23 protein-coding genes are annotated in these 21,486 nt (G+C 65.0%); 10 read left to right on the plus strand and 13 right to left on the minus strand.

Features of this window, described 5'->3' with window-relative positions:
- Positions 1-66 precede the first annotated feature (66 nt).
- The 8 genes from ASD75_RS15115 to ASD75_RS15145 all read right to left on the minus strand — a co-directional run bounded on the left by ASD75_RS15115 (position 67) and on the right by ASD75_RS15145 (position 6,435).
- Positions 67-948, minus strand: coding sequence for a cytochrome c oxidase subunit 3 (locus ASD75_RS15115; RefSeq protein WP_056065990.1), 882 nt, complete (start codon positions 946-948; stop codon positions 67-69).
- Between the two features lie 65 nt (positions 949-1,013).
- Positions 1,014-1,241, minus strand: a complete 228-nt coding sequence (locus ASD75_RS15120; RefSeq protein WP_056065993.1) for a DUF2970 domain-containing protein — start codon at positions 1,239-1,241, stop codon at positions 1,014-1,016.
- Entirely contained in the window at positions 1,238-1,873 is a 636-nt protein-coding gene (locus ASD75_RS15125) for a cytochrome c oxidase assembly protein (RefSeq protein ID WP_056746811.1), read from the minus strand. Before ASD75_RS15125 ends, ASD75_RS15120 begins: the two co-directional genes overlap by 4 nt.
- A 17-nt stretch (positions 1,874-1,890) precedes the next feature.
- On the minus strand, positions 1,891-2,001 hold the full coding sequence (locus tag ASD75_RS24155; RefSeq protein ID WP_225581085.1) for a cytochrome oxidase small assembly protein: 111 nt from the start codon (positions 1,999-2,001) through the stop codon (positions 1,891-1,893).
- Positions 2,002-2,012: 11 nt separating this feature from the next.
- Positions 2,013-3,644, minus strand: coding sequence for a cytochrome c oxidase subunit I (gene ctaD / locus ASD75_RS15130; protein WP_056066001.1), 1,632 nt, complete (start codon positions 3,642-3,644; stop codon positions 2,013-2,015).
- Positions 3,645-3,674: 30 nt separating this feature from the next.
- The gene (coxB, locus tag ASD75_RS15135) at positions 3,675-4,844 is read right to left on the minus strand and encodes a cytochrome c oxidase subunit II (RefSeq protein ID WP_056746812.1); all 1,170 of its coding nucleotides are present in this window, start codon (positions 4,842-4,844) and stop codon (positions 3,675-3,677) included.
- Between the two features lie 59 nt (positions 4,845-4,903).
- Complete coding sequence (locus ASD75_RS15140) at positions 4,904-5,380, minus strand: DUF2244 domain-containing protein (protein WP_056066007.1); 477 nt, start codon at positions 5,378-5,380, stop codon at positions 4,904-4,906.
- Between the two features lie 152 nt (positions 5,381-5,532).
- The gene (locus ASD75_RS15145; RefSeq protein WP_056746813.1) at positions 5,533-6,435 is read right to left on the minus strand and encodes a hypothetical protein; all 903 of its coding nucleotides are present in this window, start codon (positions 6,433-6,435) and stop codon (positions 5,533-5,535) included.
- 35 nt (positions 6,436-6,470) lie between these two features.
- Between ASD75_RS15145 and ASD75_RS15150 the strand changes: the two genes are divergently transcribed.
- Both ASD75_RS15150 and ASD75_RS15155 read left to right on the plus strand, forming a co-directional pair.
- Positions 6,471-7,193, plus strand: a complete 723-nt coding sequence (locus ASD75_RS15150) for a ComF family protein (RefSeq protein WP_056066011.1) — start codon at positions 6,471-6,473, stop codon at positions 7,191-7,193.
- A gap of 116 nt (positions 7,194-7,309) precedes the next feature.
- A complete protein-coding gene (locus tag ASD75_RS15155) occupies positions 7,310-7,837 on the plus strand; it encodes a tRNA (cytidine(34)-2'-O)-methyltransferase (protein WP_056066014.1) in 528 nt (175 codons plus the stop codon).
- Here the strand turns inward: ASD75_RS15155 and ASD75_RS15160 are convergent.
- From ASD75_RS15160 to ASD75_RS15175, 4 genes are all read right to left on the minus strand, one after another.
- Positions 7,830-8,771 (minus strand): LysR family transcriptional regulator, encoded by a 942-nt coding sequence (locus ASD75_RS15160; protein WP_056746814.1) that lies wholly within the window; start codon positions 8,769-8,771, stop codon positions 7,830-7,832. The genes ASD75_RS15155 and ASD75_RS15160 overlap by 8 nt on opposite strands.
- A 32-nt stretch (positions 8,772-8,803) precedes the next feature.
- Positions 8,804-9,268, minus strand: coding sequence for a MaoC family dehydratase (locus tag ASD75_RS15165; protein WP_056066019.1), 465 nt, complete (start codon positions 9,266-9,268; stop codon positions 8,804-8,806).
- 96 nt (positions 9,269-9,364) lie between these two features.
- Positions 9,365-9,982 (minus strand): ParA family protein, encoded by a 618-nt coding sequence (locus tag ASD75_RS15170; RefSeq protein ID WP_056746815.1) that lies wholly within the window; start codon positions 9,980-9,982, stop codon positions 9,365-9,367.
- Positions 9,983-10,111: 129 nt separating this feature from the next.
- The gene (locus tag ASD75_RS15175; protein WP_056066027.1) at positions 10,112-10,750 is read right to left on the minus strand and encodes a LysE family translocator; all 639 of its coding nucleotides are present in this window, start codon (positions 10,748-10,750) and stop codon (positions 10,112-10,114) included.
- Positions 10,751-11,007: 257 nt separating this feature from the next.
- Between ASD75_RS15175 and kefC the strand changes: the two genes are divergently transcribed.
- The 8 genes from kefC to ASD75_RS15220 all read left to right on the plus strand — a co-directional run bounded on the left by kefC (position 11,008) and on the right by ASD75_RS15220 (position 20,399).
- Positions 11,008-12,918 (plus strand): glutathione-regulated potassium-efflux system protein KefC, encoded by a 1,911-nt coding sequence (kefC, locus tag ASD75_RS15180; protein ID WP_056746816.1) that lies wholly within the window; start codon positions 11,008-11,010, stop codon positions 12,916-12,918.
- A 785-nt stretch (positions 12,919-13,703) separates the two neighbouring features.
- Entirely contained in the window at positions 13,704-15,902 is a 2,199-nt protein-coding gene (locus tag ASD75_RS15190) for a TonB-dependent siderophore receptor (RefSeq protein WP_082565039.1), read from the plus strand.
- Positions 15,903-15,933: 31 nt separating this feature from the next.
- Positions 15,934-17,079 (plus strand): PepSY domain-containing protein, encoded by a 1,146-nt coding sequence (locus ASD75_RS15195; RefSeq protein ID WP_056746819.1) that lies wholly within the window; start codon positions 15,934-15,936, stop codon positions 17,077-17,079.
- Between the two features lie 36 nt (positions 17,080-17,115).
- Positions 17,116-17,952 (plus strand): hypothetical protein, encoded by an 837-nt coding sequence (locus tag ASD75_RS15200; protein ID WP_056746820.1) that lies wholly within the window; start codon positions 17,116-17,118, stop codon positions 17,950-17,952.
- Positions 17,949-18,317: a hypothetical protein gene (locus ASD75_RS15205; RefSeq protein WP_056746821.1), complete on the plus strand. Its 369-nt coding sequence runs from the start codon at positions 17,949-17,951 to the stop codon at positions 18,315-18,317. The genes ASD75_RS15200 and ASD75_RS15205 overlap by 4 nt, the downstream gene beginning before the upstream one ends.
- Positions 18,318-18,498: 181 nt before the next feature.
- On the plus strand, positions 18,499-19,146 hold the full coding sequence (locus ASD75_RS15210; RefSeq protein WP_056746822.1) for a trimeric intracellular cation channel family protein: 648 nt from the start codon (positions 18,499-18,501) through the stop codon (positions 19,144-19,146).
- Between the two features lie 105 nt (positions 19,147-19,251).
- Positions 19,252-19,938, plus strand: a complete 687-nt coding sequence (locus ASD75_RS15215; protein ID WP_056746823.1) for a transglutaminase family protein — start codon at positions 19,252-19,254, stop codon at positions 19,936-19,938.
- The gene (locus ASD75_RS15220; RefSeq protein WP_056746824.1) at positions 19,938-20,399 is read left to right on the plus strand and encodes a PaaI family thioesterase; all 462 of its coding nucleotides are present in this window, start codon (positions 19,938-19,940) and stop codon (positions 20,397-20,399) included. The genes ASD75_RS15215 and ASD75_RS15220 overlap by 1 nt, the downstream gene beginning before the upstream one ends.
- Before the next feature lie 75 nt (positions 20,400-20,474).
- Here the strand turns inward: ASD75_RS15220 and ASD75_RS15225 are convergent, their stop codons facing one another.
- Positions 20,475-21,362, minus strand: coding sequence for a LysR family transcriptional regulator (locus tag ASD75_RS15225; RefSeq protein ID WP_056066055.1), 888 nt, complete (start codon positions 21,360-21,362; stop codon positions 20,475-20,477).
- Positions 21,363-21,486: the final 124 nt, after the last annotated feature.

The raw sequence follows: 21,486 nt of genomic DNA on the forward strand, positions 1-21,486 counted from the left end.
AGCACGCAGAGGGTGGAACAAAAAAAGCGCCGCGAGGCGCTTTTTTTGATGGCGTCAGGGTCTGACTTACATCCAGTAGACCAGCACGTACAGACCCAGCCACACCACGTCCACAAAGTGCCAGTACCAGGCCGCACCTTCAAAGCCAAAGTGCTTGTCGGCCGTGAAGTGGCCTTTTTGCAAGCGCAGCGTAATCACCAGTAGCATCAGCATGCCCAGGAACACGTGGAAGCCGTGGAACCCGGTGAGCATAAAGAACGTGGAGCCGAACACACCCGAGCTGAGCTTGAGGTTCAGGTCGGTGTACAGGTGGTAGTACTCATAACCTTGCACCAACAGGAACACGAAGCCCAGCAGCACCGTGGCCCACATGAAGCCGATGGTCTTGCCACGCTGGTTTTCACGCAGGGCGTGGTGGGCAATGGTCAGCGTCACGCCGGAGGTCAGCAGCAGCGCTGTGTTGATCGTGGGCAGCCAGAAGGGGCCCACCGTCTGGAAGGGCTCGATGATGCCGGCCGGCGAAGCGGTGGCGCCAGCGGCGAGGCTGGGCCAGACGGCCTTGAAATCGGGCCAGAGCAGCGCATTGTCCAGGCTGCCCAATGCAGGCACCGAGTGCGAGCGTGCCCACCACAGGGCTGTGAAGAACGCGCCGAAGAACATCACCTCGGAGAAGATGAACCAGCTCATGCTCCAGCGGTACGACAGATCGATCTTGTGACCATACAGGCCACCTTCGCTCTCACGCACTGCGTCGCCGAACCACTGGTACAGCGTGAACAGCCACCACACCAGCCCCACGGCCAGAGAATATTTACCCCAGTCGTGGCCATTGATCCACTGGCCTGCGCCGAGGATCACAAAGAACAGACCGGCCGCGGCCATCACCGGGTGGCGGGACTCGGCGGGCACATAGTAGTACGGGGTTCCGCCGTGGGTTGATGCACTCATTTCAGCTCCTGATTCTCAAAATCTTTGTTTTCAGTATTTGTTCGCACGAACCAGCCAACACACACTCACACAATCCAGTTCACCAGCCCTATCAGACCAATGACGAGCAAGAAAACCGCGATCAATCCCACCACGATGATGTGAATCGGATTGAGCTTTTCGACATCTTGCTGGTACTCGCTGCCTTTGCGCAAGCCAATCAGCGACCATGCCACTGCACGCACTGTGCGCAGCAACGAGCCCTTGCGTTGCGAGGGCTTGACGTCTGCCGATGGCTCCAGGGGCGCACTCATGACCCGGCTCCTTGCATGCCTGCAGAGCTGGGCGCGGGCAGCACCACCGCCGCCGTCGATTCGGGAGCTGCCGGTGTCTTGCCGCCCACCTCGAAGAAGGTGTACGACAGCGTGATCGTGGTGACGTCTTTGGACAATTTCGGATCAATCACGAACGCCACGGGCCAGGTTTTCTTTTCACCCGGCTCCAGGGTGTACTGATTGAAGCAAAAACATTCCAGCTTGTTGAAATGCGCAGCGGCCTGCCGGGGCGCATAACTGGGAATGGCCTGAGCGGCCATGCGACGGTTCTGCACGTTCTGGAACTCGTACATCACCGTCGTCAGTTCACCAGGGTGCACCTGCACAGAACGCTGCGCTGGCTTGAAGTCCCAGGGACCGCGCGAGTTCGCGTCGAACTCCACGGTGATGGTGCGCGACTTGTCCACCTGGGTGTTGGCGGGTACGCGTACATCCTTGCCAGCCACACCGTTGCCAGGCACCTGCCGCTCGGACAGCGACAGGATGTTGATGCCCGTCATCTCACAGATGTGCTTGTAGATCGGGATCAGCACGTAGCCGAAGGCGAACATGCCAGCCGCAATCACGACCAGCTTGCCGACCATCTTGGCGTTTTCGCGGTGCAGGCTCATGGGGTGGGCCAGTGGCTTCAGCGGGACAGCAACACCACCTTGACCATGAACCCGACAAAGAACACCACCGCCACGGACGCCAGAATCAGCGCCAGCCGCAGGTTGCTCTTTTTTTGCTCGGGGGTCATGGACATGGTGTTCAGCCAATCACGCGGGTTGCAGTGGCGTCCAGTTTGGGAGGATTCTCAAACGTGTGGAAAGGCGCGGGGGAAGGAACTTCCCACTCCAGGCCCTCGGCACCGTCCCATGGCTTGGCGGGGGCCTTGGCGCCGTTGCCACGCATGGCAGGCACAACGACCGCAAGGAAGAAGTACACCTGCATCAGACCGAAGCCAAACGCACCCACCGAGGCAATCGCGTTGAAGTCAGCAAACTGCATGGGGTAGTCGGCATAACGACGGGGCATGCCAGCCAGGCCCAGGAAGTGCATCGGGAAGAAGGTGATGTTGAAGGTGATCAGCGAACCCCAGAAATGGATCTGGCCACGGGTTTCGGAATACATCACGCCGGTCCACTTGGGCAGCCAGTAGTACACGCCAGCAAACATGGAGAACAACGAACCTGCCACCAGCACGTAGTGGAAGTGGGCCACCACGTAGTAGGTGTCCTGCAGCTGGATGTCGATGGGCGCCATGGCCAGGATCAGGCCGGTGAAACCGCCCATGGTGAACACGAAGATGAAGCCCACGGCAAACAGCATGGGGGTTTCAAACGTCATGGAGCCGCGCCACATCGTGGCGATCCAGTTGAAGATCTTCACGGCCGTGGGCACGGAGATCAACATCGTGGCGTACATGAAGAACAGCTGGCCAGTCACGGGCATGCCGGTCGTGAACATGTGGTGGGCCCACACGATGAACGACAGGATCGCGATGGACGAGGTGGCGTACACCATGGAGGCATAGCCAAACAGCTTCTTGCGGCTGAACGCGGGCACGATCTGGCTGATGATGCCGAAGGCCGGCAAGATCATGATGTACACCTCGGGGTGCCCGAAGAACCAGAAGATGTGCTGGTACATCACCGGGTCACCGCCACCGGCGGGGTTGAAGAAGCTGGTGCCGAAGTGACGGTCCGTCAGCGTCATGGTGATCGCACCGGCCAACACAGGCATCACAGCGATCAGCAGGTAGGCGGTAATGAGCCATGTCCAGGCGAACATGGGCATCTTCATCAGCGTCATGCCGGGGGCGCGCATGTTCAGGATGGTCACGATGATGTTGATCGAGCCCATGATGGACGAAGCACCCAGGATGTGCATCGCGAAGATGCCGGCATCCATGGAAGGGCCCATTTGCAGCGTCAGCGGTGCGTACAGCGTCCAGCCGGCAGCGGGAGCGCCGCCGGGCATGAAGAACGAGCTGACCAGCATCAGTGCGGCAGGAATCATCAGCCAGAAGCTGAAGTTGTTCATGCGCGCAAAGGCCATGTCGGATGCGCCGATCTGCAGTGGGATCATCCAGTTCGCAAAGCCCACGAAGGCCGGCATGATCGCGCCGAACACCATGATGAGGCCGTGCATGGTGGTGAGCTGGTTGAACAGCTCGGGGTTCACCAGTTGCAGGCCGGGCTGGAACAGCTCGGCGCGGATCAGCAGGGCCAGGATGCCGCCGACCATCAGCATGGTGAAGGAGAACAACAGGTACAGCGTACCGATGTCTTTGTGGTTGGTGGCAAACACCCAGCGGCGCCAGCCGGTGGGGCCATGGTGGTCGTGGCCGTCGTGTGCGTGGTCGCCAGCGTGCCCGTGGTTGTCGAGTACTGCGCTCATGGTGAATTCCTCAATACGATGGGGCGATGATTACTTGCCACGCTGGGCCACAACTTCAGCTGGCTGCACCAGCTGGCCGGTCTTGTTGGACCAGTTGTTCTTGGTATAGGTGACCACGGCGGCGATGTCGGTGTCGCTCAGCTGTGCCCATGCAGGCATGGCGCCGTTGTTCTGCCCCTTGAGCAGCACCTGGATCTGCTTTGCATGATCGGCATCCAGCACCACGGCAGCGCCGTCGAGGGGCTTGATGGGGCCAGCGCCCTTGCCGTTGGCCTGGTGGCAGGCGGCGCAGTTGGCCGCATACACCTTCTCGCCGCGCTTGAGAATGTCGTCCAGTGCCCACACTTTCGTGGGGTCGTCCAGCTTGGCTGCGGCCTTCTTCTTTTGTTCGGCCACCCAGGCGGTGTAGTCCTCAGCGGACACCACCTTCACGTGGATGGGCATGTAGGCGTGTTCCTTGCCGCACAGCTCGGCGCACTGCCCGTAGTAGTCGCCGATCTTCTCGGCGCGGAACCAGGTGTCACGCACGAAACCAGGGATCGCGTCCTGCTTGATGCCGAAGGCAGGCACCATGAAGGCGTGGATCACGTCGTTGGCCGTAGTGATGATGCGGATCTTCTTGTTGACCGGCACCACCATGGGGTTGTCCACCTTGAGCAGGTAGTTTGCGGGAGCGTCCTTGACGTTGCCGCTGTCGGACATCACGCGGTGGCTGCTGTCCAGCGTGGAGATGAACGCCAGGCCTTCGCCTTCGCCCGTGATGTAGTCATAGCCCCACTTCCACTGGTAGCCCGTGGTCTTGATCGTGAGGTCGGCGTTAGTGGTGTCTTTCTGGGCCACCAGCACCTTGGTGGCGGGCAAGGCCATCAGGATCACGATGATGAACGGAACAATGGTCCACACCACTTCAACCGTCACCGACTCGTGGAAGTTGGCAGCCTTCGCGCCTTTGGAGCGGCGATGCTTCCAGATCGAGTAGAACATCACGGAGAACACTGCAACAAAGATCACCGTGCAGATGATCAGCATCATCCAGTGCAGAAAGTGCTGCTCTTCTGCGATCTTGGTGACGGGCGGCGCCAGGTTCAGCTGGTTGACTGCAGGGCCGCCAGGCAGGTCCTGAACGGCATGGGCTGCGGAGCCCACCCATGCACCGGCAATCAGCAGCAGAGAAGCCAGCTTGTTGGAAATGCTCTTCATAGTTCTCACTTACTTCTAAGCCTCAATTTAACCAATCCCTTTCGCGCGCCTGCGTGGGGTCAGGCAGCGCGCAAGGCCATGCGGATCTCCGATGCCAAGGCCGGTCGGAGCTCTGGGCGCACATAGCGCCCCACCTCCACCGAACGGCCCTGCGCAGACAGCGTGATCAGCGAATGGTCTCCCGTCTTGGGCTCTACGCGAACCCGGCTCCGGTCAAACTCCGCGCGCTCCAGCCTGCCTGCTGTCTCCAGCTCCACCACAAGGCGTGAGCCCTGCAATGAAATCCTCTCGCCATCCGCCGCATGGCGACCGTACATGGCGAATGCAATCCCTACTGCCACGATTTCGAGCCAGGCGAAGGGCATCACCAGGTGGGCGCCGAGCATCCAGAAGAATGTCGCGATCCCCAGGGACACCACACACAGCGACAGGTACATCCAGCCCAATTGCGTCGGAGTGACCGAACAATTGCGAACCAGACGCCAGTCAATGCGCTGACCCGACACCGTGGCAAAACGAAAAACCAAGCCCGTCACCGTGAGTGCTCACAAGACTGCCGGCTGCAGCACACGTTGCGCCTTGGGCACAACAGGCACAGCCTGCCAAATTGCGCGGGAAGATGCCCGAAATCTCAATAACCAAGAATTGTAGCGTGCCTTGTTCCAAGTCATTGACACGCCGTTACAGGTTAGTTCTCAGTGCCGCCCTTGCGCAACATGGCGCGCATGTCCTGCAGCGACACCGCACTGCTGGAGCTGACGCGCACCCGGGGTGCAGGCTTGAAGGCATGGCCATAGATGATTTCAAAAGTCAGTGCCAACTGACCATCCTGGCCCGGATCGGCCAGACGCTCAGACAACACTTGGTAGAGCTTGTCGCGCCAGCGCCGTCCGCGCAATGAGGGAAAGCGATCAGGATGCAAATTGACACCCAGTTCGCGCAGCTCCTGAACCAGCCGCTCGGGAGTGGCAAATGTTAGCGTGATGCGCTCCATGTCCATGACCGGCTCTGCAAAACCTGCGTGCACCAGCATGTCGCCCCAGTCGTGCATGTCGGTAAAGGCATGGCCCGCAGGCGGCCAGCCCAAGGCGGCGTACACGCCATGCAGTTCGCGCAGCGTGTCCGGTCCGAGACACGAGAACATCAGATAACCGTCCACCGCCAGGGCGCGGTGCCAGCGGCCAATCAGGTCTTGCGGGTCGGCCGCCATGTGCAGCGCCATGTTGGACCACAACATCTGTACGCTGGCATCGGTCGGCGACCCCATTTGCAGGGCCCCAGCACCCCAGCGGGCGGGGTTCCACCAGGGCTTGGACAATGCCTGCCTCGCAACGGGTTCGCAATGCGCGCTGGTTTCGTACACCTGGCAGCGCGCCTGCGGGTAGCGAGCACTCACCAGGGCATGCGCCTGCAGACCGCCACGCACTGGGTCCCAGTGGCACCAAGACTCTGGGGCCTGGCGAATCCACTGCAGTCGGTCCTCCATGCGGCGCGCCACTTCTTCGTGCAGCCAAGGGGACGCAGCCGGGGCTGCGGCATGCCAGCGGGCGGCGGCAACAGGATCAATGGTGGGGGGACGCTCGGAGGACATGGGTGGTGCAGAAGGACGCGCGAGTATATTGATTCATGCTCTTTTTGGGTTTGCCAGGGATTTCACGCCGCCTCCACGCCTGGGTGGACAAAGTGCCCAGCCAGTGCGCCGTGTGCCACGCATGGCCATCGCAGCGTGTCTGCAACGCCTGCGTGATGCGGTTCGCCCAGCCCGCCACGCGTTGCCGGCGATGTGCACTTCGGGTGCCCGCAGGGGTTGACGTTTGCGGCGCCTGCCTGCAGAACCCGCCCAGCTTCGACGCCTGCATTGCCGCCGTGGACTACGCCTACCCTTGGGCCGACGCCCTGGCGCAGTTCAAGTTTCGCGGCGATCCGGGGTGGGCCAGGGCCTTGGCCACCCTCATGCGCAGCACACCCTGGATGGAGCCGGCACTGGACGCGGCCGACCGGGTACTGGCGGTTCCCCTGTCCACCGAGCGCCTGCGCGAGCGGGGCTTCAACCAGGCGGCCCTGCTGGCGAGGCAACTGGCTGGTGCCAAGGCAGACGGCCACACGCTGTTGCGCCTGCACGCCACCGAGGCACAAAGCGGCCTGCCCAGGGCGCAGCGGCTGCGCAACCTGCGTGGCGCCTTCGCCGTTGAACCCGCCCGCGCAGCCAGCCTGCGCGGCCAGCGGGTGGTACTGATCGACGACGTGATGACCACGGGCGCCACCCTGCATGCTGCTACGTTGGCACTGCGCGAGGCGGGTGTCGCGCACGTCACAGCCGCTGTGCTGGCGCGCACGGAGCTGGACTGAAAAGCACCAGACAGGTAGCGAACAGGAACCGAGGAGGTAGTGCACACCTACCAAAGGGATACTTTTGATTACGAGCGGTTGCTCAACTCACAGGTCCAACGATGACAATGGCGGTCATGTTCCATATCGTCCTCGTCGAACCCGAGATCCCGCCCAACACCGGCAACGTGATTCGCCTGGCGGCCAACACCGGATGTTCGCTGCACTTGATCGAGCCCCTGGGGTTCTCGATGGAAGACCGCCAGATGCGGCGGGCAGGGCTGGATTACCACGAATACGCCAGCGTGCAGGTCCATGCAGGCTGGACAGCTTTTCTGCGAGACACCCAGCCGGACCCGACCCGCATGTTTGCGATGACCACGCACGGCTCACAACCCGTGCACTCCACGTGCTTCCTGCCCGGCGACTGGATGGTGTTTGGCGCTGAAACGCGGGGACTCCCCCCCGAGTTGCGCGAGAGCTTCCCCCCGGCGCAGCGCCTGCGCCTGCCCATGGTGCCGGGTCAACGCAGCCTCAATTTGTCCAACGCGGTGGCGGTGACCGTGTTCGAGGCTTGGCGCCAGAACAGCTTTGCCATGCCCGACGGGCAGGTCATGGTCGAGCCCGAAGGCACGATCATCAGCGGGTTCGCGCAGCTCAACTGAGCTGGCCGGACTTTTCCGCCATGGCACGGGGCACGTGTTCGGTCAGGAAGTCCAGAAACACCCGCGTGCGCGCGGGCAGCATGCGGCCCGAGGGCAGCGCCGCATAGATCGTGTAACGCGAAAAGATCCAGCCGGGCAGGATGTGGACCAGTTCGCCGCGGGCCAGGTGCTCCTCGGCCAGCAGGCGCGACGTGACAGCCACGCCCGCCCCGTCCACAGCAGCACGCATCAGCAGCTCGGTGCTGACGGACTGCAACACCGCCGGCGCGTCCACTTCTTCGTCCGGCACGTCTGCCCGCAGCGACTGCAGGCGCAGCTTGCGGCCGGGCCCTGACTGCAGGCGCACGGGCGCGCTCGAATCGCGCAGGTAGTCGTGGTGAATCAGGTCTTGCGGCTCACGCGGAATGCCCCGGCGCTCCAGGTAGTCGGGGGACGCCACCACGATCGCCTCCCCCTGCACCAGGGGGCGCGCGACGATGTTGGCGTCAAAGTCCTCGCCCGCCACCATGATGGTCACATCGAACTCATCCACTCGGCTGGAGGCATAGGCGTCCATGCTGATGTCCAGCATGAGCTTGGGATAGTAGGCATGCCACACCGCCACCATGGGTGCCAGAAAGTTGGTGGCGAGCACTGGTGCCGCCACGATGCGGATGGTGCCGCGCAGATCGCGCGTACTGGCTGCGGCAGCGGCCTCGGCATCATCGATCTCGTGCAGGATGGCGCGCACCCGCTGCAGGTACGACTCGCCCGCGTCGGTCAGCGCCAGCTTGCGGGTGGTGCGTTGCAGCAGGCGCGTGCCCAGATGCTGCTCCAGCTCGGCCACCATGCGGGTGACCACGGGGGGTGACATGTCCATGGCGCGGGCAGCGGCGGCAAAGCCGCCCTCTTCCACCACGCGCTCGAAGATCTTCATGGCTTGCAGGCGGTCCATGGTTCAGACCTCCTGCCCGGTGGCGACCCGACTCAGGCCGGGGCGCCGAAGTTGCGTGCGAGCGATTCGGCCACGCACACCGGCTTGTCGCTGCCCTCGCGCTCCACGGTCACCAGCCAGGTCATCTGCATGCCATCGGGCGCCACGGGCTCGGCAGCCTGCAGCGTGAGACGCGCTCGCAAGCGGCTGCCCACCGGCACCGGCGCGGTGAAACGCACCTTGTTCAGCCCGTAGTTGACGCCCATGCGCGCACCCTCGATGGTCAGGCCCGTCTCGAAGAATTGCGGAATCAGCGACAGCGTGAGAAACCCATGCGCAATGGGCGCGCCAAACGGCCCGGCCTTGGCACGCTCGGGGTCCACATGGATCCACTGGTGGTCGCCCGTGGCCTGGGCAAACAGGTTGACCTGTTCCTGCGTGATGGTGATCCAGTCGGTCACGGCGACCTCCTGGCCCACGCAGGCGCTGACTTCGGAATAAGAGCGGAAGATTTTCATCGTTGCAATGTAGCCCTGCGCTCCGGCGCGCCTTGTCTGCCGGGTGACAGGTGTTTTCCCGGGGGATTGGATGTACGTCGTGCTTCACGCTGTCCTTCAAGAATTGAGCCACGTGCAGATCCCTTGCCACTGCTCCAGGTCGCGTGCCACGCGGCCAGGGGCCACGTCAAACAGCGTGAGGCCGTGTGCTGCCAGGTGGATGTAGTTCTGCGTGTCACGCAGATAGCCCAGCACCGGAAACCCCAGGCTGTCTACAAAATGATGCAGTTGCTCGGCCGCCTTGGTGCGCGCATCCACCCGCATGCCGACGATGCCCACGGGCACCCCGGCGGCGTGGCGGTGCTCGGCCAGCTGGTCCAGAAAGGCCCGCGTGGCAAAGATGTCGAACACGCTGGGCTGCAGCGGCACGATGACCTTGTCAGCCAGCTTGAGCACATCGTTCAGGCGCCAGCCGTGCAGGCCGGCGGGCGTGTCGAGTACCGCGTGGGTGGTGCCCTTGGGCGGGCGGCTGATGACGTCCGAGCTGGTGTCCCAGCTGCCGATGGGGCGCGCAGCGGGCGGGCGCAGGCCCAGCCACAGCCGGGCGGACTCCTGCCGGTCGGTGTCGCCCAGAATCACGGGATGCCCCTGGCTGGCAAAGTAGCCCACGATGTTGGTGGACAGCGTGGACTTGCCCACTCCGCCCTTCGGGTTGGCGACAACAACTACTGGCATGACAAGCTCCTTGGAATCTGCAGGTCCATGAAAATACAAGCCAAATCAGCCTCAAGCGCAATATTCATATGCGCTAGCAGCTATCAAATCAGAAGCACCCTCTGACACCCCAGCGGTGCCACAGCCGCCTCAGGCGTGCTGGCCGCCGCGCTTGACGAAGAACAGCCCCGCCCCCACCGCCATCAGCAAACCGCCAAACACGCGGTTCTGCGCTCGCACGGCCCGCGCACTGCGCATCAGGCGGCGCAGTGCGCTCGCCCCCGCAGCGTAGCCGTGCATGACCACCACGTCCACCGTCACCGTGGTGGCGGCCATCACCAGCAGCTGCGTCCACAGCGGGCGCGTGTCGGTCATGAACTGGGGCAGCACGGCCACCATGAAGATGATGCCCTTGGGGTTGGTGGCGTTGGTCAAGAAGCCGGTCAGGCAGCGTTTTTGCCAGGTGCCCGCCGACTCGGTCTCATCACCTTGTACCGGCGATTTATCACCAGCACGCCACTGGCAGAAGCCCACATAGATCAGATAACACGCGCCCAGCACTTTGACGATGCTGAACGCCACCTCGGACGCCAGCAGCAGCGAGCCCACGCCCGCCCCGGCAATCAGCAAAATCAGCAACAGCCCCAGCTGCAGGCCCAGGATGGTGGCGCCCGTCTTGCGCACACCGAACGACAGACCATGGCTCATCGACAACACAGCCCCCGAGCCCGGCGACACCGCAATCAGGCACGACGCCGCAAAAAAAGCCAGCCAAGTCTGCAAATCCATGGGTCACCGTGCCTGTGTGCGAAGAAGGGCCCGCATCTTAGCAACGCAGGGCTCCATGCACCATGATCTGCATAAAAACAGGCTCAGGCGCTAGATAATCATGCCTTAATAGCTATCAAATAAATAGCGCCATAGATCCAACCCACGGCACCCAACCCAACGCCTTGCAGCGGTGCCAGAATCTGCCACACCCGCCCCACTCCTCGGGGACGCGGTGTTCTGCCTCCCCACGACGACCCCCAAGCGCACGCCCATCCATGGAACACGCCCCCACCTGGCTCACCTACGGTTTCCTGTACCTCACCGCCGCCGTGCTGGCCGTGCCCATTGCCAAGGCGCTGGGCCTCGGCGCCATCATTGGCTACCTGGCAGCGGGCATCGCCATCGGGCCCTGGGGCCTGGGGCTGGTGAGCAACGTGCAGGACATCCTGCACTTCGCCGAGTTTGGCGTGGTGCTCATGCTGTTCCTGGTCGGGCTGGAGCTACAACCCAGCCGCCTGTGGGCGCTGCGCCGCCCCATTTTTGGCACCGGCACCGCCCAGGTGCTGGGCTGCGCGGCTGTGCTGTTCGCGCTGGGTGCGCTGGCCGGCCTGCCCTGGCGCGTGAGCCTGGTGGGCGCGCTGGGCCTGGCGCTGTCGTCCACCGCCATTGCGCTGCAATCGCTGGCCGAGCGCAACCTGATGCGCACACAAAGCGGCCAGGCCGGCTTCTCCATCCTGCTGTTCCAGGACGTGGCGGCCATCCCTATCCTGGCCCTGCTGCCCGTGCTGGGCGCGGCCGCCGGTGAAGGCGCAGGCCACACCCCGGGCGAGATGGTGCTGGAGGTGCTGAAGATCGTCGGCGTGATCGCCGCCATCATCCTCGGCGGACGCCTGCTGCTGCGCCCCGTGCTGCGCTGGATCGCCAAGAGCAACACCCCCGAGATATTCACTGCCGCCGCGCTGCTGCTGGTGGTGGGCATTGCCTACCTGATGGTGCTGGTGGGCCTGTCGATGGCGCTGGGCGCCTTCCTCGCCGGCGTGCTGCTGGCCGACAGCGAATACCGCCGCGAGCTGGAGGCCGACATCGAACCCTTCAAGGGCCTGTTGCTCGGGCTGTTCTTCATCGCCGTGGGCATGAGCATCGACTTCGGCGTCATCCTGCGCTCGCCCGGGCTCATGGCCGCCATCCTGGTCGGCTTTCTGGCGGCCAAGGCCGTGGTCATCTACGCCCTGGCCAAGGTGGTGGAGATTCCCTACCAGGAGCGCCCTGTCTTCACCCTGCTGCTGGCCCAGGGTGGCGAGTTTGCGTTTGTGGTGTTCCAGGCCGCGGCCGGCGCCAACGTGTTCCCGGCCGAGACTGCCTCGCTGCTGATTGGCGCCGTGGCGCTGTCGATGCTGATCAGCCCGCTGCTGCTGGTGCTGCTGGACCGGGTGCTGCTGCGCCGCTATGCCCAGCTCAAGACCGCCACGCCCCAGGCCGAGGAAATCTCCGAGCCCCAAGAGGCGCCCATCATCATCGCGGGCTTCGGCCGCTACGGGCAGATCGTCTCGCGCGTGCTGCTGGCCCAGGGCATCCCCACCACCGTGCTGGACCATAGCGTGGACATGCTGGAGGTGGCGCGCACCTTCGGCTACCGCGTGTTCTACGGCGACGCCACGCGGCTCGACCTGCTGCGCATCGCCGGGGCCGAACACGCACGCATCCTGGTGGTGGCCGTGGACGATGCCGAGCAGTCCCTGCAGATCGCCAAGCTGGCGCGCGAACACTTCCCGCACCTGCAGGTCGTGGCCCGGGCGCGCGATGTGACGCACTGGAACAAGCTGCGCGACCTGGGCGTGACGCTGGTGCAGCGCGAGCTGTTCGAGTCCAGCCTGCAAAGCGCCCACACCGTGCTGGAGCTGATGGGCCTGCCACCCGCGCAAGCCACCGCCATCACCCAGCGTTTTCGCACCCACAACATCGCCCTGGCCGACCGCATGTACCCGCACCACAAGGACCGCGCCAAGTTCATCGCCGTGGCGCGAGAAGGCCGCAACCAGTTTGCGGAGCAGATGGCGCGGGAGCGGCAGGAGAGTGCGGCGCTGGGCGCGGCCGCTGGTGCATACCCGGGCTACGGCGCAACGGAGGATGGCCCTGGCGGGGACGCCCCCTTGAACACCAGTACCTCTGACAAAAACAAACCTTAGCGCTTATCTTTATTGCCCACATTGCTATTCATTCAATAGCATCCAACAGCACCCCAGGAAAGCAGCCAACGCTATCGACGCAGGGCTGCAGCCCCTTGTGGCCTCAGTGCTTGCCCTCAACGCAGCCCGCTACCGCCGGCACAGGGGGGCGGCCTCATGGACCCGGCTGTATCCGAACACAGGGCTCAATGAAATACAGCCCGCCCCGGCATCACCGCTCGGCACCCAGGCAACGATGTCGGAGCTGCCCGGCGCTTGCTTCACAAACTCGCGCATGCGGCCATGCTCGTAGGACGCGTTGGCAGGCGATTCACAAAAGAGCTTCGTGCTCGTGTGCCGCCGTCCTTCCAAGACATACGAAAACTGCACGTCTGGTACGCCCACCCGGTTGCCTCCTCGGGGGTGCTGCCGGGGCACCACGGAGGTGAAGGTCACGGGAACGGTGTAGAAGTTGCACGCAGGTGGAGGGCCGTCGTGGAACAGCATCATGGCCGTGACCCACAGCAAGGGGCCCAGGACAAGGGTCAGTCCCAGGACTGCAGCAAAGCGTCTCACCAGACGTCCTCTCAACGATCAGCAGCCCGGGAGTTTGCCCCAATTCGCCATCCCCAAGAAAGGCTGGCGGCCGGTCGCACGCGACCAAAGCCGGAGCAAAGGAATGCAGTACCATTGTCGCAAAAGATAATCATTCGCATTACAATCCATCACCTTCAGCCAGCCAGCGTCCCGGGACATCACGCGAGCCAGTGCACTCCGCGTTTTGCCCACTCTCCAACGGGACACCCATGCCTTTCCAGCCCTCTCGCGCAGCCCTGGCGTCCAGCGCTGCCCGCACTTTGGCGCATGCCATTCCTTCGGTCTGCCAAGCCCGTCTGTTCGCCCTGACACCCCTTGCCCTCTGCCTGGCCCAGGCCGCAATGGCCCAGCAGGCTGACGCACCGGCAGCAGAGGCCGCGGCCTCTGCCCACAGCGCCACCGCGCCCCAGCTCCAAGAAGTCCGCATCAACGCCAGCACCGAAAAAGACATGGGCTTTGCACCCGTGGAGGCCCAAACCGCCAGCAAGGCGCCCATGCGGCGGCTCGAAACTCCGCAGTCCGTCAGCGTGGTCACGCGCGAGCAGATGGAATCGCGGCAGATCACCAATGTGCAGCAAGCGCTGCAGACCGTGGCGGGGGTCAGCCCTGTCAACTTTGGGCGCCGCGGGTTTGACGATCTGAATATCCGTGGCTTTCGCTCCACCGAGTCCATCCTGGTCGATGGCCTGGTGCAAAGCCCGGGCATGTGGGCCAAGCTGCAGCCTTATGGCTACGAGCGCTTCGAGGTGCTCAAGGGCTCGGCCTCGGTGCTCTACGGGCAGGTGCAGCCGGGCGGCATCGTCAATGCGGTGAGCAAACGGCCCAAGAAGGAGGCGATCAACGAAGTGGGCGTGGAAATGGGCAGCTTTGGCCAGCGCACGCTGCAGGCCGACATCAACCGGCCGCTGTCCGAATCCGGCAAGACGGCGCTTCGCATCAATGCGCAGGTGTCCAACGCCGACGACCCCACGCAGTTCGTCTACCGCAAGGACCGGTGGTTTGCGCCGTCGCTGTCCATCGACCTGGGCGCGCAGACCGACCTGGTGCTGTTTGCCACCTACAGCCAGAGCGAGTGGATGCGCCAGCAGGGCATCACGCCGTACGGCACGGTGCTGCCCAACCGCAATGGCACGTTGTCACGCACGATGTTCACGGGCGACCCGAGCTTCGGTGTGTATGACGTGGAAAGCACCACGGTGGGCTATGCGTTGGAGCATCGCCTGTCGGATGCCATGACCTTCCGCCAGAACGTGCGCTACGAGACCGAGAAGGGCACGGGCAACTTCGTCTCCAACCAGGCATTGCAGGCCAACCAGCGGCTGCAGAACCGCCAGGCCTCGCGCCAGTACATGGACTACGACCTGCTGGCCACCGACACCTCGCTGCTGTCACGTTTCGAGGCGCTGGGCGTAAAGCACCAGCTGGTGACGGGCCTGGATGTGCGCAGCGGCACCAGCCTGCTGGCCAGCCGCACCTGCCGCATCGGCGCGCTGGACTTGTTTGCGCCCGTGTACGGCATGCAGGCCACCTGCCCCGAGGCGCTGACCAGCGATGCGCCTTCCAAGCTCACCGTGGCGGGCCTGTATGCGCAGGACCAGATCAAGTTTGGCCAGGGCTGGACGGCCCTGGTAGGCCTGCGCCGCGATTGGTCCACCAACGACACCAACAACCGCGTGGCCAACACGCAGACGCGCCAGAAGGACAACGCCACCACGTTGTCGGCCGGCCTGGTGTACGAGTTCAAGCCGGGCTGGGCCGCGTATGGCAGCTATGGCGAGTCCTTCCTGCCCCAATCGGGCCTGACGTTTGGTGGATCGAACTTCGTACCCGAAACCGGCAAGCAGTGGGAGGCGGGCGTGAAGTACGAGGCCCCCGGCGGCCAGATCACCGGCGCGCTCGCCGTGTTCGACCTGGTGCGCCAGAACGTGACCACCGCCGACCCGGTGAACACGGGCTTCAGCGTGCAGACCGGCGAGCAGCGCGCGCGCGGGCTGGAGCTGGAGCTGGGTGCCGACCTGAAGAACGGCTGGAAGATCACCAGCGCCTACACCTACACACAAAGCAAGGTCACGCGCGATAACAACGCGGCGATTGTGGGCCTGCCGCTCAACCTCACGCCGCGCCACACGCTCACGGCCTGGGCCACCTACAAGCTGCCGCAGTACCAGCGGGTGACGCTGGGCCTGGGCGGACGTTATGTGAGCGAGCAGATCGGCTCGTACCCCTTCACGCTGCCGTCGTACTTTGTGGCCGATGCGTCCATCAGCTATGTGGGCGAGAACTACCGCGTGACGGCGGGCGTGAAGAACGTGTTCAACAAGGCGTACTACGACGGCGCGATCAACGCCAACGTGGTCTCGCCCGCATTGCCCCGCAGCTTCAGCCTGGGCGTGACGTACTTCTTCTGACGCAGCGCCCCTACCCCGCCGCCCACACGCCATGACCAGCCAGCGCACGCTCAACCGCCTCTTCACCCTGCACTCCTGGGCGGGCATCGTCACGGGGTTGCTGCTGTTCATCGTGTGCTTTTCGGGCGCGGTGGTGGTGTTCAAGAACGAGATCGACCTCTGGGCCAACCCTTCACTGGCCAAGCTGCCACGCTCCGAAAAGCCGGCCTCGCTCGACGCGGTGCTCACGCAGCTGCAGACCCGCTACCCAGGCGCCACGGTGGAAACCATTGCGCTGCCCGATGCCGTCAACCCCAGCTACTTCGCGTTCGTGCGCGAGCGCGGCGCGCCTGCCAACACCCGCACCAAGGTGGCCTTGCGCTCCGACACCGGCACGGTGGTGGGCCCGGTGGACAGCCAGCTCGGCCAGTACCTGCGCATGCTGCATGTATTCCTGTTCTTCGGGCCGCGCTGGATCGTGGGGTTCCTCGGCGCGGCGATGCTGGTGCTGATTGCCACCGGCATCGTCATCCATCGCAAGATCCTGGCCGAGCTGTTCACCCAGCGCTGGGGCCGCAGCTTTCGGGTGGTGATGTCGGACCTGCACAAGTCCGCAGGCATCTGGGGCCTGGGTTTTCATATCCTGATTGCCGCCACAGGCGCTTGGATGGGGCTGGCGCCGCTGTTCGAGCAGGGCTACAAGTTCATCACCACCCCTGCCGCAATGGCGCCCTCTCAGCCCGCGCGCAGGGCCGAGGGCAACGAGCCCGTGCTCATGCAGTCGCTGGATGCGATGTATGCCACCGCGCAGCAGGCCGTGCCGGGGCTGGAGGCGCGCTATGTGTCGCTGCGCCGCTGGGGCACGGGCACCGCCGAGGCGGGTTTCACCGGCAACCTGAGCGGCCACCTGGCCAGCACCGCGCGGGTGGACATCCATGCCGTCACGGGCGTTCCCAAGAAGGTGCACGACCCACGCACGGCGGGCTTCTGGTCGCTGGTCAACAGCCTGATGGAGCCACTGCACTTTGGCGACTTTGGCGGGCTGGCGCTCAAGTGGCTGTATTTCTTTCTGGGCATGACCCCGGCGTTTTTGTCGATCTCGGGCACGCTGATCTGGCTGGATGCGCGCCAGCAGCGCAGGCGCGAGGCCGACGCGGCACATCCGGCGTCCGCAGGCAACGCCATCGCGGCGGGCTGACGGGCACCAGCCCCCACCTTCCACACCACACCCACCATGCAACGTTTCTTTTTGGCCCTGCATGCCACCGTGCCCGCCGCGCTCCTCGTGGCGGTGTTCGTACACCTGTGGGGACCTGCGGGCTTGGCCCCGCTGGCGCAGCGGCCGGTGTGGACGGTGTGGGTGCTCATTGCCGTGTGGCTGCTGATGTCGGCCCTGGCCGCGTGGGCGCTGCGCACGCTGGCGCTGTGGCGGGTGGCGCTGGGCAGCACCGGGGCGCTGTTGGCTGTGGCGGCGCTCACCGGCCTGGCACTCGGTAGCGCCCTGGCACCCGCCATGGCCCTGGGCCTTGCGGCCACGGGTCTGGCCTGTGCGGGCGTGGCGGCGTTCATGGGCCCGCAGCGGGTGCAGCAGACTCATCGGCGCCGGGGGAGCCGCCCGTCCATTGCTGTCATCCCGGCGGCACCACGGCATGTGGTGTCCCACACGGGCCGCCCCTGGCCGTTGGCACAGCTGACGCACCTGCCCTTCTGGCTTTGCGCGGCGCTGGCGGTGGAGTCATTCCGTCTGGCCCACATCGTGGCGGTTGAGCCCGCTCGATCGGCCGGCATGCTGGGCCTGCTGCTGTCGTTTTTTGTCGGGTTGCCTGCGGCCACGGTGCGCACCTGGGCGCCCCGCACCAGCGCCCTGCTGTGGCTGCTGGCAGGGCTGGCCTGTGCCGGCCTGGCCGCCAAGGCGGGGCTGCAGCAAGGCTGGGTGGCTGCCATGCTCTGCACGGCAGCAGCCTGCAGCAGCGTGCGGCCGCTGCACCACCGGCTGGGGGCCCGGGGCCTGGCCCATCGCAGCCGCACCCGTCACACCCCGCGCCACCCACAGCCCTCGGAGACCGCATGAACGAACTGCTGGGCATTGCCGCCGCCTTGGCCTCGCTGGTGGCACTGGCCTGCTGGGCCCGCACAGTGCCCACCCGTGCGTGGGGCGATGACACACCCACGGGGGCGGCGCGATGGCGCGCCAAGGCGGTGGCGCTGGGCACCTTGCTGTTGCAGACCACCACCGCCAGCCTGGCTGCTGGCTGGGTCGCCGGTGTGGCCCTGGTGCTGGCCGCATGGATGGTGCTGGGCTGGTTGCTGGTGCTGGCCATGAACCTGTGGCCGCAGGCCACCCAGCGCTGGGCACTGCGGCTGGGGTGGCTGGGCCTGGGCGGATGTGTGCTGGCGCTGGTGGCCTGCGCATTGGGCGAGGGCCTGCTGCGCTGAGTGGACGCAGGCGAGTGCTGCACCGAGACCTGAAGGGGCCCACCGGGCATACACAACGCCCATCTGCACATTCTTTGCTCAAAATGCGCTCAAGCGCTACTGATTCATGCCTCAATAGCTATCAAATATATAGCAATCAACCTCCCATGGAATCGCCAGCGGCCACGGCACAATCGTCGCCATGGATTCGCTGATCATCAACGCCCCCTGGGTGCACACCCTGCGCTTTGTGCTGGAAGTGGCCGCCACCGTGGCTTTCGCACTGTCGGGCGTGATGGCCGCCGCGCGCAAGCGGCTGGATGCCGTGGGCGTGTGTGTGGTGGCCTTCGTGGCCGCGTTTGGCGGGGGCACACTGCGCGATTTGCTGCTGGACCAGCGGCCCTTTTTCTGGATTCGCCACACCGAGTTTGTGTGGGGCATTCTGGCGCTGTGCATCGGCGCCATGCTGTTCATGCGCCAGCGGCACTTTGAGCCCACCGAGCGCGCCATGCTGCTGCCCGACGCCATCGGCCTGGGCCTGTTTGCCGCTGTGGGCGTGGACATTGCCACCGCCATTGGCATGCCACCCATCATCAGCGTGATGATGGGCGTGACCACGGGCGTGTTTGGCGGTGTGCTGCGCGACGTGCTGTGCAACGAGGTGCCCCAGGCCTTCAGCGACCACCGCCCCTATGCGCTGTGCGCGTTTGCGGGCGGCTGGGCCGACGTGGCCCTGCGCCAGATGCAGGCTCCCGACTGGGCGCCGCTGGTGGTCTGCGTGCTGCTCACCGCCGGGCTGCGCGGGCTGGCGGTGTGGCGCAACTGGGAGCTGCCCGCATGGCGGGTGTGACCAAGGCTTCCAGCCCTGGCGCAGCAAGGCTGGCGCACCTGTGACAGCATCGGGTGCCCGAGGCCCGCACACTGGCCTCCGTCCGACTGCAGGAGACACACAACAATGACCACCGCCCCCACTCCCGCCCACCTGCGCGCCACGGCCCTCATCGACAGCGACGCCCCTGCTGTGACGGCCTTTGCCGCCGAACACGCGCGTGGCGCCACCGACCGCGAACGCGCGGTGGCCCTGTACCTGGCCGTGCGCGATGGTTTCCGCTACGACCCCTACCGCATCGACCTGTCGCCCCAGGGCATGACGGCCAGCACCGTGCTGGCCAACGGCTACGGCTGGTGCGTGCCGAAGGCCGCGCTGCTGACGGCCGTGTGCCGTGCGGCGGGCATCCCGGCGCGCATGGGATTTGCCGATGTGCGCAACCACCTGAGCACCGAGCGCATGCGCGAGACCATGAAGACCGACCTCTTCATCTGGCATGGCTACACCGACATCTGGCTGGACGGGGCCTGGCGCAAGGCCACACCCGCCTTCAACATCGAGCTGTGCGAGCGCTTTGGCCTGCTGCCGCTGGAGTTCGACGGCGAGAACGATTCCATCTACCACCCGTTCGACCAGTCGGGCGCACGCCACATGGAATACGTGCACCAGCGCGGCGCGTTTGACGACATGCCGCTCGCGCAGATCGTGGCCGACTTTCGCACGGTGTACGGCGGCTGGCTGCAGGGTGACGCCACCCGCAGCAGCCTGCAGGACGCCAGTTTTGCCAACGACATTGAAAAGGAAGCCCGCTGATGACGCACGCCCCCGAGAACGCCACCACCGCCCCCATCCCCGCAGGTTTTGCGCCGCTGGTGGCCGGGGGCCCTTACATCCAGCACAACGGCCCGCTGTATGTGCTGCACCAGGGCAACGTGGTGAAGTTCGGCTTTCGCGTGGAGCCGCGCCACACCAACCCCATGGGCAACCTGCACGGCGGCATGATGGCCACGTTCTGCGACATGCTGGTGCCGCTGTCGGTGCACCGCAAAAGCGATCAGGTGTCGGACCGCTTCTTGCCCACCATCAGCCTGCAGATCGACTACCTGGCCCCCGCCCCGCTGGGCGCCTGGGTGGAGGGCGAGGCCGAGCCGCTGCGCATCACACGCTCGCTGGTGTTTGCGCAAGGGCTGGTCACAGCTGATGGCGTGCCCTGCGCGCGGGTGAGCGGCGTGTTCAAGATCGGGCCCATGGCGCCCCGCGACGCCGTGGAGTGAGCGACCCTGGGCATCACGCCCAAGGCCCCAGGTCTCCAGCTGCACGCCCCGGCGCACAAGCCTGACCCGCACCGCTCAGGCTGCGCCCAGCGCGCCCACCACATGCTCCACAAACCGCGCCAGCTTGGGCAGTTGCCGCCGGTCGGGCGCATACACCAGGTGCATCGGGCGCGGCACGGGCAGGCAGTGCTGCATCACCGGCACCAGCACGCCACTGGCCAGGTCGTCGGCCAGTAGCACCTCGGGTTGCATGATCAGGCCCAGGCCGCGCAACGCCGCCTGGCGCAGGCCATCGCCCTGGTTGCACACAAAGCGCGCGTTCTCGGGCCAGAAGAAATCCTCGTTGCCGTCGCGCAAGGTCCATTCCACCCGGCGCTGCCACACCGAGTGGCTAAGGCACTGGTGGCGCGCCAGGTCGGCCGCGCGTTCGGGCGTGCCGTGGCGCTGCAGGTACGCGGGTGCTGCGGCAATCACCATGCGGTAGGGGCGCAGCGGGCGCGCCACCAGGCCCTCGTTCACCACCTGGCCAATGCGCACGGCCACGTCAAAGCCCTCGCCTGCCAGGTCCACCACGCTGTCGGTGAGCTGCAGGTCCACACGCACCTGGTCGTGGCGCTGCAGAAAGTCGGCCACCAGCGGCGCGATCACGTGGTTGCCCAGCGTGAAGGGCGCGCTCACTCGCAGCAGGCCCTGCGGCACGGCGCGGCTGCGCTCCACGGCGGACTCGGCCCAGCGCACCTGCTCCAGCACGCGTTTGCTGTCGTCGTAGAACGCGGCGCCCACCTCGGTCAGGCTGTTCTGGCGCGTGCTGCGCTGGAACAGGCGCGCGCCCAGGTGGGTCTCCAGCTGCTGGATGTGCTTGCCCACCATCACGGCGGAGATCTGCAGCTGGCGCGCGGCAGCGGCAAAGCTGCCGGCCTCCACCACGGCCACCATGACTTCCATATTGCGCAGCTTGTCCACGGCAACTCCCTCAATTCCTAATCAATGGTTAGCACAAGCATAACTTGAAGGTACTTTATGTTCCGATTGATTAGCAAAAGAATCGGGCTGTCAGTTCCTCATCAACCCTTTTTGACACCCAAGG

Origin of the sequence: Acidovorax sp. Root568, assembly GCF_001427445.1 — a bacterium.
In the GTDB taxonomy this organism is placed as follows: domain Bacteria; phylum Pseudomonadota; class Gammaproteobacteria; order Burkholderiales; family Burkholderiaceae_C; genus Acidovorax; species Acidovorax delafieldii.